Below are 13534 nucleotides of genomic sequence, written 5' to 3' on the forward strand. Positions count from 1 at the left end.
TAGAAATGTTATCGAGAACATTTTTCGGTTGGCGAAGGCCGCTGTTCTGCATTGGGCAGCTACTATTTGGGTTGGAGGAGAAACCATGAGCATATCCAGATTTCTGAAAAACATGACCGTTGCTGTTGGCGTTGCCGCAGCTTCGCTTGCGGCCACAACGTCCGCCCATGCCGTCTCGCTCAGCGAGATCACGGCGCGCGGCAAGGTCAAGATCGGTGTCCTCACGGGCGCGCCGCCGATGGGCATGGTGGATGAAAAGGGAAACCCTTCCGGTTATGACGTCGATGTCGCCAATCTCATCGGTTCCTACCTGTCGCTGCCGGTGGAACTGGTGCCGCTGACGCCTCCAGCGCGTATTCCGGCCCTTCAGACCGGCAAGGTCGATTTCCTCGTTGCGACGCTCGCGCCGACCGGCGAACGCGCCAAGACTGTGATGTTCACGCAGCCATACAGCGCCTTCAATATGGATATCATCTCCGGCAAGGACCAGAAATTCGAAAATCTCGACAGCCTCAAGGGCAAGCGCGTGTCGGTCAACCGCGGTTCCTCACAGGAAACCGCGCTGCGCAAGGCCAACGTCGAAGGTCTCGAAATCGTCGTTTACGAAGACGATTCCACCAGCGCCCAAGCTTTGCTTGCGGGTCAGGTGGATGCCGTCGCCCTGCCGTCCACGGTTGGTGAAGCAATCATCAAGCAGCGCCCGGAAGCCGGTCTCCAGGTCGGATTCACCTTCTTCCAGCAGGGCAATTCCATGGCGACCAAGCTTGAGGATTTCGAGCTGCGCCAGTGGCTGAACACCTCCATTTACCTGATGAAGATGTCCGGCGATCTCGACCGCATCTCGGTCAAGTGGACCGGTCGCCCGCTGCCGCAATTGCCAAGCTTCTGATTGAGCCTTTCAACGCGCCCGCCGGGAATACGTTCGGCGGGCCGGGAAATGTCAACGGAGTGACGCATGTCCTATACATTCCAATTCGGCGCGCTCGCCCAATATCAGAATGAAATTCTGAACGGCATATGGCTGACGATCAAACTGTCGGTCCTTTCCATCGTGTTCGGCTGCGCTTTCGGCATTCTTCTCGCTTCATTGCGCTCCATCAATGGTGGCATCGTCCGCATCATCGTGGATGCTTATGTCGAAGTCATCCGCAACACGCCGTTCCTCGTGCAGCTGTTCATCGTCTATTTCGGCCTGCCGGGTCTCGGCTTTCGCGTCGGGGCGGATACGGCGGCGCTGATCGGCATGACGATCAATCTTGCCGCCTATTCGACGGAGATCATCCGCGCCGGCATCGAGGCGGTGCACAAGTCGCAGATCGAGGCGGGTGAGGCTCTGGGCTTCACCAAGTACCAGATTTATCGTCACGTCATTATCGTGCCCGCCATTGCCAAGGTCTATCCATCGCTCTGCAGCCAGTTCGTGCTGATGATGCTGGCATCGAGCATATGCTCGGCCATCTCCACCCATGAGCTTGCCGCCGCTGCAGCCTTCGTGGAATCGCAGACCTATCGCTCCTTCGAGGTCTACATCGTCGTCACGCTCATCTATCTGGCGCTGGCGCTCAGCCTGCGGCTCATCCTTGCCCTTGTCGGCATGTGGCTGTTCGGTCGCCGCGTGGCCCGCAAGACGATGACCGCTTTGCCGGAGGTGCAGTCATGACCCTTAGAACTTTCGGCTGGAACGAATTCGGCTTCCTGCTGACCGCCCTGCAATGGACCGTGCTTCTGACGATCATTGCGCTAATCGGCGGCGGTATCGTTGGCTTCTTCGTGGCGCTCGCCCGCACCTCGAATTTCAAGGCGCTGCGCATTGCCGCCGGCACCTACATTCAGGTGATCCAGGGCATTCCGGTGCTGATGATCCTGTTCCTGTCCTATTACGGCCTCAGCCTTGCCGGGCTGGAACTGCCGCCACTTTTTGCCGCCGGTGCCTCGATGACCATCTATACATCGGGTTACCTCGCGGAAATCTGGCGCGGTTGCATCCAGGCGGTGCCGAAACAGCAATGGGAAGCGTCGGAGTCGCTCGCTCTCACCCGGGCCCAGCAATATCGCTACGTCATCCTGCCGCAGGCGATCCGAATTTCGCTACCGCCGACCGTCGGTTTTGCCGTCCAGGTCGTCAAGAACACGTCCATCGCATCGATCATCGGTTTCGTCGAACTGGCAAGAGCGGGGCAGCTCATCAACAATGCCACGTTCCAGCCGTTCCGCGTCTTCGTCGCGGTGGCCATTCTTTATTTCATCGTCTGCTACCCGTTATCCCAGCTGTCGCGTTGGCTGGAAAGGAGGCTTCATGCCGGAAGTAATCGTTGAAAACGTTCACAAGAGCTTTGGCGCTCTGGAAGTCCTCAAAGGCGTGTCGCTGACGGTCGGCCGTGGTGAAGTCTTCGCCCTCATCGGCCGCTCGGGCTCGGGCAAGAGCACGCTTCTGCGTTGCATGAACGGGCTGGAAAAGATCAATTCCGGCCGCATCGAAATCGCCGGTCATGCGATCGGCGAAGACGCCAAGGCCCTGCGGAAGCTGCGCACCGATGTCGGCATCGTGTTCCAGAGCTATAATCTGTTCCCGCATCTGACGGTGGGTGAAAACATCATGCTTGCGCCGCGCATCGTCAAGGACGTGGCAAAATCGGAAACCAAGGATATCGCCCGTGAGGTTCTGCAGCTCGTCGGTCTTTCGGAGAAATTCGATTCCTATCCGGACCAGCTGTCCGGCGGCCAGCAGCAGCGTGTGGCGATTGCCCGCTCGCTTGCCATGCGGCCGAAGGTAATGCTGTTCGACGAGGTGACGTCTGCGCTCGATCCGGAACTCACCGAAGAAGTGCTGACTGTCATGGAAAACCTCGCCAGAGACGGCATGACCATGATCCTCGTGACGCATGAGATGGCCTTTGCGCGGCGTGTGGCGACCGAAACGATCTTCATGCACAAGGGCAAGATCTGGGAGCAGGGCCGCTCGTCCGAACTCTTCGCCAATCCGCAAACGCCGGAACTCCGGCAATTCGTCAAGGCCGATGTGAAGTAGTTCACAGGCACAAAGGAAAATCCATGACCACTGAAATCGTGCAGCTGTGCCCGCTCATCCCGGCACTGGAGGAAGAACTTGCGCAGCGCTTCACCGTGCATCGCCTGTTCGAAGTGTCAGACAGGGCCGCCTTCCTTGCTGAAAAAGGCGGCACGATCCGCGGCGTCGTCACCGGCGGTCATATCGGCCTGCCAGCGGATATTGGTGCAGCGTTACCAAAGCTTGAAATCGTTGCCATCAACGGCGTCGGCTTCGACAAGGTCGATCTGGCTGAAGCGAAGCGGCGCGGCTTTCGTGTTTCCAATACGCCTGACGTGTTGACGGCCGATGTCGCGGATCTTGCTCTGGGCCTTATTCTGGCGCAGGCGCGCAGGCTGCCGCAGGCAGACCAATATGTCCGCACCGGGCAATGGCTGAAGGGCGACATGGGCCTTTCCACCCGCGTGGCCGGTCGTCGCTATGGCATATTCGGTTTCGGCCGCATCGGTCAGGCGATTGCCAGGAGGCTCGAAGGTTTCGATGCGCATATCTCCTACACCGCGAGAAATCGTCGCGATGTCGCCTATGATTATTATGACAGCATCGAAGCTCTGGCCGCTAATTGTGACGTGCTGATCATCGCCGCAGCGGCCACCGCCGAAACGCGTCATATCGTCAGCGCCGAGGTTCTGAACGCGCTTGGCCCGCAGGGTGTGCTTGTCAACGTGGCTCGCGGCTCGTTGGTGGATGAGAAGGCGCTCATTGAGGCACTTTCGAATGGCGTGATCGCAGGTGCTGCGCTTGATGTCTTCGAGGATGAACCGCGTGTGCCGGAAGCGCTGTTTGCTTTCGAAACCGTCACGCTCGCCCCACATATCGGCAGCGGCACGCATCAGACGCGACGGGCCATGGCAGACCTCGTTCTTGCCAATCTCGACGCGCATTTTGCCGGCAGGGAGCTGCCGACGCCGGTGGTGTGACGGGCCCTTGCTGGATGCCAGAATTCTTGCGGCGCGGCTTCTATCCGCGCCGTTTCCCTGAGACAGGCGCTATTTCATCGCCGCAAGCGTACAGACGGCTATCGGCCACCCTATCTCCGCCCCTCGTTCATATTTATATAATATGTATAATCCTACTATTCTGCTCTCTTATAAAGTGATGAGGCGGATAGGTGCGTTCCAAGGGCCCGAAGACACCCGTGCAGAACCGGATATCGCGAAAAAAGCGCGAAACAGGGCCATCTGCCTCTACCCCAACAGATGAAAATAGTAATCCATCCGACCGGCATGTGTTGTTGGAAGCGATGATCGACCACGTGCCGGATTTTATCTATGCCAAGGATCTGGAAGGTCGTTTCCTGTTTGCGAACCGCGCAATCGTCAAGGAAAATGGTTTTGACACGGTGGAGGAGCTGATTGGCCTCACCGATTACGATATTCACGGCGAAGCAGCACAGCGGGCGGGCATTCCCGACACCGAGGCACGGGTGATGCGCACGGGAGAACCGGATCTCGGTTACGAAGAGCGGGCCATGCGTGGCGATATCGACCGCTGGCTGATGATGTCGCGCGTGCCGCTGCGGGACAAGTCCGGCAACATCATCGGGGTGGTCGGCGCTTCTAGGGACATAACCCAGAAAAAGGCTTCCGAAAGACTGCTGCAGACGCAGGCGCGCATTCTCGAAATGATTGTCGCGGCGGCGCGTATCGAGGATTTCCTCGAGGAATTCGTCAAGGCGATTGAAAATCTCGCCACGGGGCTTGCCTGTGCCGTACGGGTGTTCGACGCCGCTACGGGTGAACCTTCGGTTTATGTATCGCCGGCACTCGCTCCGCATGCGGGGCTGACGGCGCTGATTTCCTCGGTCAGCGATCCTGACATCATCACTTCCCCTGCCGATAACACTGCCTTCAGCTTCGATATTCCCGCCAGCGACGGCAAGGCGCACGGTTTTGTCTGGTGCATGCTCGCGGCCCGCCAGCCAGATCCGGCACTGGTGGAATTTATCGGTGCGGCTGCACGCATGGCGGGGCTCGCGATCGACCGCAAACGTGCGGCCGAACATATCGCCTTTCTGGCTGATCACGACATGCTGACCCGGCTCCCCAATCGCCGTTTTCTCGATACACGACTGCCGGAAGTTCTTGCGGCCGCGGCAAAAGCCAGGCGGACGATCGCCGTCTGCTTTCTCGACCTCGACAATTTCAAGCAGATCAACGACACGCTGGGCCACAGCGTCGGCGATGCGCTGCTTTCGAAGACGGCGGCGCGCATTGCAGGGACCCTGGGTCGAAACGATCTCGTGTTGCGGGTGGGTGGGGATGAGTTCGTCGTCATTCTGGAGAAGCAGCGTGACGGTTTCGAAAACCGGCTTCGGAGCATCCAGGCTGCGGTCTCACAGCCGCTGCGCATCGGCAATTATGATATCAAGGCGACATCCAGCATCGGCGTGGCGTTTTTTCCGGAACATGGGGAAACCACGGCGGAGATCGTCGCCGCTGCCGATCTTGCCATGTATCAGGCGAAACATAATGGTCGGGACGGTATCGCTACTTTCTCGCCGCGCATGGCAGACGATTTGAGAAAGAAGGTCACGCGTATCGAGGAATTGCGCAGGGCCGTGGAACGGGATGAATTCATCCTGCATTTCCAGCCGCAGGTCGATCTACTTACCGGCGGAATCAGCGGGGTGGAGGCGCTGGTGCGCTGGCAGCACCCGGCGGAGGGACTGCTTGGGCCTTCGGAATTCATCGGCCTTGCGGAAGAAACCGGCCTCATCGTGGAGCTTGGGGAGAGCATTCTGAAAAAAGCGTGCCGTCAGGCGCGAGACTGGATGGCTGCTGGATTGTCGCCTGTCAAAATGGCAGTCAATATCTCCCCCCGGCAGTTCCAGGGCGGCTTGGCGGACCAGATCAGTTCGGTGCTGAAGGAAACCGGCCTTGCACCTTCGCTGCTGGAAATCGAGATTACCGAGACGCTCATCATTCAGGATGTCGACACGTCAGTGCGCATCATGCGCGCCATCAAGCAGATGGGCGTCAGCCTGGCACTGGATGACTTCGGCATCGGCTATTCCTGCCTTGGCATGCTCAAGACATTCCCTCTTTCGTGCATGAAGATCGACCGCTCGTTCCTCACGCATCTGCCGGCAAAAACCAAAGACAGCGCCATTGTTTCGATCATGATCCAGCTTGCCGGTTCACTGGGCATCGATGTCATTGCCGAAGGCGTGGAAACGGCCGAGCAGGCTGACTTTCTGCGCGCTGCCGGTTGTCCCTACGGGCAAGGTTACTATTTCGGCCGCCCCGTGGCGGCTGGCGAGATCGAGGGCATGCTGAAGGCGATGCCCACGTTTGCAACCGGTTCTTCCAGCCAACCGCTGTAATCGCCGATCCACCGCCCGCTGCGTCATCCGAACGGAATTGAAGCACCACGCGCGAGTTTCGGGTCGGGTATCGCCGCCTCGCGCACTCACTGCACCAGCCTCGGCCATTGTCACATCACCGTTGTTATTCAAGGTGAGCTGTTGGGCTCATGCCGCAGAAATATTGTTACTAATTTCGTCATATTAGAATATCATCGGAAATTAAATATACAATAAAGCCTATTTTGCAAGTGTATATAAGTGTATTTATATATTTTAAACTTTATATTTGTTGTAATTTTACTACTTAGTGTGATTGCGTCATCGTGTTGTATTTTAAATCCGGAGATTTGAATTGCGACTCCCCCGCGATTTCTGTCATTTGCTGATCAGCGCAGGGAAGCGGGCGGCAGGGAAAAGACCAGCCCACAAATTTGCGCATTCGTTGAAAAATTTTTGACTGGAGATTACAAATGAACATCAAGAGCCTTTTGATCGGCTCCGCTGCGGCTCTCGCAGCAGTATCCGGCGCACAGGCCGCTGACGCCATCGTCGCCGCTGAGCCCGAGCCCATGGAATATGTTCGCGTCTGCGATGCTTTCGGCACCGGCTTCTTTTACATCCCCGGCACCGAAACCTGCCTGAAGTTCGACGGTTACGTTCGTTTCCAGACCGACTTTGGTCGCAACCAGTCCGGTACATCTGACTGGGACTCTTTCACCCGCGCCCAGTTCAACATTGACACCCGCACCGACACAGAACTCGGCGCCCTGCGTGGCTACATCGGTCTGCGCGGTCAGGCCGACAACGATACTGACCGCAACTTCGTTCTTGATCAGGCTTTCATCGAACTCAGCGGCCTGAAAGTCGGTTTCTACTACAACTGGTGGGACGACGGTCTCTCCGGTGAGTATGACCAGCTCAGCTCCAACCGCACCCGTCTGAATGCTATCCGTTACACCTACGACGCCGGCTCATTCTACGTGGGTGCCGCTGTTGAAGAGCTCGAAGGTTCGCGTAAGGGCACTTCCGAACTCGGCGTTACGAAGGGCGGCAAGTTCCAGACCAACACGAACGATGTTGGCATCAGCGCCATCATCGGCGCAAAGATCGGCGGCGTTAAGGCCAACCTGCTTGGCGGTTACGACACGAACCAGGAAAACGGTGCAATCCGTGCAATCATCACTGCTGACATCGGTCCCGGCACGCTCGGCATCTCCGGTGCTTGGGCTTCCGGCGCCAACTACTACTACGAAGAGTCCGAGTGGACTGTTGCTGCTGAATACGCCATCAAGGCAACTGACAAGCTGACCATCACCCCCGGCTTCCAGTATTTCGGCACGATCGACATCGGCGCTAACAACGACTTCGTTGGCAGCCGCGATGCATGGCGCGCTGGCGTCGCTGCTGGTTACAAGATCACCTCTGGTCTCTCCACCAAGGTTGCGGTCACCTATCAGGACGTCGATGGAAAGAAGGGCGTAAACGGTGGTGGCGACAGCTGGACCGGTTTCGTTCGTCTCGAGCGTTCGTTCTAACAGAGCCTGACAAAAAGCATAACCGGGTTAGACAACTCAGATCCACCCCGTTTCTTGAACGGGTGAGTGCTAGCTCCAGTCAAAGTTCCTGACATGATGTCAGGTTTGCTCCCCGGTCCTCTCCTGGCCGGGGAGTCTTTGTCGTGATGTTGGCAAGAAGTCCAAGGGACCTTGCCGACCCCAGTCGATTAGTGATCCCGCGTCGATTTGTGATCCTGAACAGGCCCTTGGTCGGCGGCGCGGTATCTCGCATCCGCCGGCGGACGGGGAGGGAGCACGGGTTCGTCGAACGTGCGCAACAGGCAGCCCCAGCCCGGATCGTGCATGTGTGCTTTCAGACCCGCCCGTTCTGCCAGTGCCATGGCTTCCTGTTTGCCGAAGGAAATGGCGGCGTCTACATCTGATGTCAGTACCCGGCCATTTTCCATCAGCAATTTACCGTCTACAAAGACGGTATCGACATCGCTTCCAAGAACCTGATGGACCAGACGGTGGACCGGCATCCACATGGGCATGAGATGCGGCTTCCGCATGTCTATGATGACGACATCAGCCTTCTTGCCGATCTCGAGCGAACCGATCTCGTCCTCCATGCCGATAGCGTGGGCGGCATCGATCGTGATCATCTCTAAGATCTTGCCCGGCGGAAGCAGGTAGCGGTCGTGATTGTGCAGGAGATGCTGCGTAAATTGTGCCAGGCGCGCCGTCTGCAACATGTCGAAATGGCGGCTTGGAGCTGCGCCATCGGTGGTGATGGCGACACGAATCCCTTTTGACATCATTTCCATGATGGGAGTTGCGCGGCCCGGCGGCGCATGGGTCACGCATGTGCCTGTCTCGGCCAGTATGTCTATTTCGTCGTGGGAGATACCCCAGCAATGCTGAAGGTGAATGTCAGGGCCAAGCAGGGCATTTTCCTTGTCCTGAAACGCCATGCGAATTTGCCCGGCAAAGGCGTCGGAATGAAGCCTGACACCGGTCTTGCGCGCCATCTCGCGTATCCGGCGGGCCTGCATTCTGTCACCCTCTGTCAGTTTCACTGCCTGGTCCGGCGTAGATGCATTGGAGGGTTCGACCGACGGTGCGATGGTGAAAGGCGTCAGGAAAACGCTGATGCGGCCATCGGCGCTGCCGTGCAATGCTTCGATCACCGCTTCGCTGCCATCCATCATCTCGTCGAAGCTAACGTCGCGACGTTCCGGTAGACCGCTCTCCCACCGTGTGACCGGATGAGGCCATGGGAGGCCTGACGGCCCGACGCAGATGATTTCGCGAAGGCCGAGTTCGCTATAGGCGCGGGCGTGGTTGATGGCGAAGACGGGGTCATCCGCGCGTGGCATCGAAGTGATGATGCTGGCCCCGGTCGTCACCCCGGCGCGCAGCCGTTCAATGCCGGAAATCAGCCCGTCGGCATACCAGTAGTCGCGGGTGACGTAGTGGTAATAGGTCGGGGTGATGATTTTCATCCACATCGCATTGGTGTCCGCTGCGATGCTGCGAAGAAGGGCGTGGCCCGCGTGGCCATGGGCATCGATCAGGCCAGGAATGAGAAGCTTTCCCCTGCAGTCGATAACCGCCTTATCACTGTGGCGGGGGTCAAGTTCATCCACAGTGCCGATGTCGACAATTCTGTCGCCTTCTATCGCCAGTGCCCCGTTCTCAATAACGCGCCGCCCCTTGTCGACCGTAACGATCGTTCCGTGCCGCAGCAGAAAGCCTGTCATATTCTCTCCTCCTCGCTTAAACTCGTATTCAAAAACTTGCGATTTTGAGTACGATAATTGTCAACAATATTATTGACAATAAGCCTCAGCGAAACAATACTCCTTCTGCCTGACCGGACCCGTGCCGGTTTCCAACGATCAATAAAAAGGGGGGATCAAATGTCCCGTGTCAGAAGTTTTGTCCTGGCGGCCATGGCTGCTGCCGCCATTGCCGTTCCCGCCAGCGCGGAGACCCTTCGCTGGGGCGGTCGCGCCGATCTCTATTCGCTCGATCCCTATTCGGTCCCGTCCACATCCAACCTCGCTTTTCTCAATCATATCTACGAGGGTCTCGTCCGCTACGGACCGGACTTCCAGATCGAGCCGGCACTCGCCACCGAGTGGAAGCTGATTGATGGAAAGACCTGGCGCTTTACCCTTCGCAAGGGCGTGAAATTTCATGACGGCGCAGACTTCACCGCCGATGATGTCGTCGCATCCTTCACGCGCGCTTCGGACGCGACGTCGCCGCTGCGGGGCAATATCCCGATTTACGCTGGCGTCAAAAAAGTTGACGACTACACGGTGGACCTCGATGTCAACGCGCCGACTTCTCTCTTTCTGAACGACATAACCAATATCTTCATTTTTAACGCCAAGTGGTTGAAAGATAACAATAGCGAGAAGCCTACCGACTTCGCGTCGAAGGTCGATGGCTACACCACCATGCACACCAATGGCACAGGCCCGTTCAAGCTCGAAAGCCGCGTTCCCGACAGCAAGACTGTTCTCGTTGCCAATGAAGGCTGGTGGGACCAGAAGAAGCACAATCTCGACCGCATCGAATTCGTGCCAATCGCATCTGCGGCAACACGAGTCGCGGCACTGCTGTCAGGTGAAATCGACCTGATCGACTCCGCCCCGATCCAGGATTTGCCGCGTCTGGAATCCTCGCCCAATATCACGGTCAAGAAGCGCACCGAGCTTCGCACGCTTTTCATTGGCTTCAACCGCCGCGAAAAACTGGAAAACGGTCAGCCGAACCCCTTTAATGATCTGCGCGTTCGTCAGGCCTTCGAAGCCTCCATCGATCGTGACCTGATCAACAAAAAAGTCATGCGTGGTCTTGCAAGACCGTCCGGCTCGCTGATCGCACCTGAGATCGCTGGTTATGCCAAATCGCTGGACACGTTCGAGCCGGCCGATCCGGCCAAGGCGCAGAAGCTGCTTGCCGATGCGGGCATGAAGAACCTTGCCTTCACCTATACCTGCATGAATGACGAGAGCGTCAACGAAGAGGATATCTGCTCGGGCGTTGCCAACATGTTGAAGCGTGGCGGTTTCCAGCCGACCATCGATATTGCGCCACGTTCCGTGCAGTCACCTAAGCGCAATGGCGGCAAGGCTGACGTCTTCAACCTCAGCTGGGCAAACGAGCCGACTCTTGACGCCTTCTCGATGCTGTCGCAGATCCTCTCGACCCGCAAGGGCGCGATGGGCGTCTCCAACTATGGCGGCTGGTCCAATCCCGAGATCGACAAGCTTGTTGCGCAGGCGGCGCAGGAGCAGGACAATACGAAACGCCTGGCGCTCGAAGAAGCTGCGCTGAAAATCGCCAAGGACGAGACCATGCTCGTTCCGCTGCATCAGCAGCCGATTGCGTGGGCTATGCTGGCCAAGGTCAAAAGCGTCGACTTCCGCGCTGACAACAAGCCACGCCATTGGCTGACCCAGCTCGACAAATAAGACGGACAGCAAGCGAGGCGCCGGTCACTGGACCGAGCGCCTTGACTGTTTCAGCAGATATTCGAGCACGCGCCAGTTCATTTGACTGGATGTGAAGCCGAACGAAACCGTGTCAAAAATTGTCGACAAAGTTGCACTGTGTTCGTGGTTCCTACACGCCGCGTAACCTTTGCCCATCTCTGGAAGAGAATGATCGAACCTGAAAGCCTGCGCGGCTCAGGCTCGCGTCCGAGAGGTAACAATGCTGGTATTCATCATCAAGCGTTTGGGAAATGCCGTGCTGGTCATGCTTTCCGTTGCGCTTATCGCCTTTCTCATCTTTCGGCTGGCGGGTGATCCCGTCGAGCTGATGGTCGGCGAACAGACGTCGCAGGAGGATCGTGCAGCCCTGCGTGAGAGGCTCGGCCTCAATGACAGCCTGCCGACCCAATATCTGCGGTTCGTCAAAGACGCGGCGGAGGGCAATTTCGGCGTTTCCTACCGCAACGGCCAGCAGGTGCTGCCGCTGATCGCGGAAAGGTTCCCCGCGACCCTTGAGCTGGTGCTGGTTGCCACCGTGATCTCTCTGGTCGTCGGCCTGCCTCTGGGTGTTCTGACGGCGATCCGGCGCGGGAAGTGGTACACGGAAGGTCTGCAGTTCCTGTCGATCGTCGGGGTGTCCCTGCCAAGCTTCGTTGTCGGCATTCTTCTCATTCTTGTCTTTTCCGTTTCCCTCGGCTGGGCACCGGCCTTCGGCCGTGGCGATGTCGTTCAGCTCGGCTGGTGGTCAACCGGGCTTTTGACCTCGTCCGGGCGTGCTGCGCTCATTCTTCCGGCTATCGCGCTTTCGCTTTATCAGATCACCCTCGTCATGCGTCTGGTGCGGGCTGAAATGCTTGAAGTTCTGCGGTCCGATTTCGTGAAGTTCGCACGGGCCCGCGGCATTCCGCGCTGGCGGATCTACTTCCGTCATGCGCTGCGCAACTGTCTGATGCCGGTGGTGACACTGACGACGATGAATGTGGGTTCGCTCATCGCCTTCGCGCTCATCACGGAAACGGTGTTTCAGTGGCCGGGCATGGGCATGCTGTTCATTCAGGCGGTTACCTTCCTCGATATCCCCGTCATGGCGGCCTATCTCTGCATCATCTCCTTCATCTTCGTTGTCCTCAACACGTTCGTCGATATCGCCTATGCCGTCATCGATCCGCGTCTGCGCACCGCGCGCTGACCGAAGGGAGCCAGTTTCATGACAGACCTTTCGCAAACGGAAAAAACCGCCCGTCGGTCACTTTTCAGCCGCATGCGCGATAGCGACCTCTACTGGTCGTTCAGCCGCAGTAAATCGGCCAAGATCAGCGCGCTCATTCTCGCAATCCTGATCCTCGCAGCTGTCTTCGCGCCGTGGATTGCGCCCCAGAATCCCTATGACGGTGCATCGCTGGACATGTGGAAGGCCGAGCTGCCGCCGATCTGGCAGGAGGGCGGCGAATGGCCATTTCTGCTTGGAACGGATACGCAGGGACGCGACATGCTCTCGGCCATTCTCTACGGCACACGCATCTCTATCGTCATCGGTGTCGCCTCCGTGCTGCTTTCGCTCGTCATCGGCATGACGGCAGGTCTGGTGGCGGGGTACTTCGGCGGTTTTGCCGATGGCGTCCTGATGCGCATCGGTGACATCACGCTGTCCATCCCGACCATTCTGGTTGCCATCCTCGTGTCGACAGTCGTGCGGCAAATGCTGCCCGACAATCTGCGTGAGGTCGGTGCATCCGCCGTGCTCATTCTCGCCATCGCGCTCTCCGCCTGGGTGCAATATGCGCGAACGGTCCGTGCACAGGCGATTGTAGAAACCGGCAAGGACTATGTTCAGGCCGCTAAGCTGATCGGCGTGCCCGCCCGCCGCATCATGGCGGCGCATATCCTGCCCAATACGTTAACGCCGATCATGGTTGCCGCCACGCTGAATTTCGGCATGGCGATCCTGACGGAAGCGACGCTGTCCTTCCTTGGCATTGGCATGCCACCAAGCCAGCCGTCGCTCGGCACGCTGATCCGTATCGGCAACCAGTTCCTGTTCTCCGGCTCCTGGTGGATCGTGCTGTTCCCTGTCTTCCAACTCTGCCTGCTCGTCGTCACCGTCAACCTTCTGGGTGACTGGCTGCGCGATGCGCTCAATCCGAAACTGAGGTGA

Annotated in this window: 11 protein-coding genes; 10 read left to right on the forward strand and 1 reads right to left on the reverse strand. The window is 58.1% G+C overall.

Annotation, left to right across the window (positions count from 1 at the left end):
• The first annotated feature begins 85 nt into the window (after positions 1 to 85).
• The 7 genes from ACZ47E_RS18245 (at position 86) to ACZ47E_RS18275 (ending at position 7909) form a co-directional block, all read left to right on the forward strand.
• Complete coding sequence (locus tag ACZ47E_RS18245; RefSeq protein ID WP_004444612.1) at positions 86 to 889, forward strand: transporter substrate-binding domain-containing protein; 804 nt, start codon at positions 86 to 88, stop codon at positions 887 to 889.
• A 66-nt stretch (positions 890 to 955) separates the two neighbouring features.
• Positions 956 to 1660 carry an amino acid ABC transporter permease gene (locus ACZ47E_RS18250; RefSeq protein ID WP_108081325.1) on the forward strand — a complete coding sequence of 235 codons (705 nt, stop codon included), beginning with the start codon at positions 956 to 958 and terminating at the stop codon, positions 1658 to 1660.
• A complete protein-coding gene (locus tag ACZ47E_RS18255) occupies positions 1657 to 2316 on the forward strand; it encodes an amino acid ABC transporter permease (protein WP_044458914.1) in 660 nt (219 codons plus the stop codon). Before ACZ47E_RS18250 ends, ACZ47E_RS18255 begins: the two co-directional genes overlap by 4 nt.
• On the forward strand, positions 2297 to 3028 hold the full coding sequence (locus tag ACZ47E_RS18260) for an amino acid ABC transporter ATP-binding protein (RefSeq protein WP_004444596.1): 732 nt from the start codon (positions 2297 to 2299) through the stop codon (positions 3026 to 3028). The genes ACZ47E_RS18255 and ACZ47E_RS18260 overlap by 20 nt, the downstream gene beginning before the upstream one ends.
• A gap of 23 nt (positions 3029 to 3051) precedes the next feature.
• On the forward strand, positions 3052 to 3987 hold the full coding sequence (locus ACZ47E_RS18265; protein WP_108081326.1) for a 2-hydroxyacid dehydrogenase: 936 nt from the start codon (positions 3052 to 3054) through the stop codon (positions 3985 to 3987).
• A 230-nt stretch (positions 3988 to 4217) separates the two neighbouring features.
• Complete coding sequence (locus ACZ47E_RS18270; RefSeq protein ID WP_108081422.1) at positions 4218 to 6392, forward strand: putative bifunctional diguanylate cyclase/phosphodiesterase; 2175 nt, start codon at positions 4218 to 4220, stop codon at positions 6390 to 6392.
• 452 nt (positions 6393 to 6844) lie between these two features.
• Positions 6845 to 7909 (forward strand): porin, encoded by a 1065-nt coding sequence (locus tag ACZ47E_RS18275; RefSeq protein WP_044458912.1) that lies wholly within the window; start codon positions 6845 to 6847, stop codon positions 7907 to 7909.
• 188 nt (positions 7910 to 8097) lie between these two features.
• Here the strand turns inward: ACZ47E_RS18275 and ACZ47E_RS18280 are convergent, their stop codons facing one another.
• Positions 8098 to 9633 (reverse strand): amidohydrolase family protein, encoded by a 1536-nt coding sequence (locus tag ACZ47E_RS18280; protein ID WP_464017110.1) that lies wholly within the window; start codon positions 9631 to 9633, stop codon positions 8098 to 8100.
• A gap of 159 nt (positions 9634 to 9792) precedes the next feature.
• Between ACZ47E_RS18280 and ACZ47E_RS18285 the strand changes: the two genes are divergently transcribed.
• The 3 genes from ACZ47E_RS18285 to ACZ47E_RS18295 all read left to right on the forward strand — a co-directional run bounded on the left by ACZ47E_RS18285 (position 9793) and on the right by ACZ47E_RS18295 (position 13534).
• Positions 9793 to 11358, forward strand: coding sequence for an ABC transporter substrate-binding protein (locus ACZ47E_RS18285; protein ID WP_464017111.1), 1566 nt, complete (start codon positions 9793 to 9795; stop codon positions 11356 to 11358).
• 241 nt (positions 11359 to 11599) lie between these two features.
• A complete protein-coding gene (locus ACZ47E_RS18290; RefSeq protein ID WP_004444583.1) occupies positions 11600 to 12568 on the forward strand; it encodes an ABC transporter permease in 969 nt (322 codons plus the stop codon).
• 18 nt (positions 12569 to 12586) lie between these two features.
• On the forward strand, positions 12587 to 13534 hold the full coding sequence (locus tag ACZ47E_RS18295) for an ABC transporter permease (RefSeq protein WP_464017112.1): 948 nt from the start codon (positions 12587 to 12589) through the stop codon (positions 13532 to 13534).

This window comes from Agrobacterium sp. 5Ca39, from assembly GCF_055382365.1.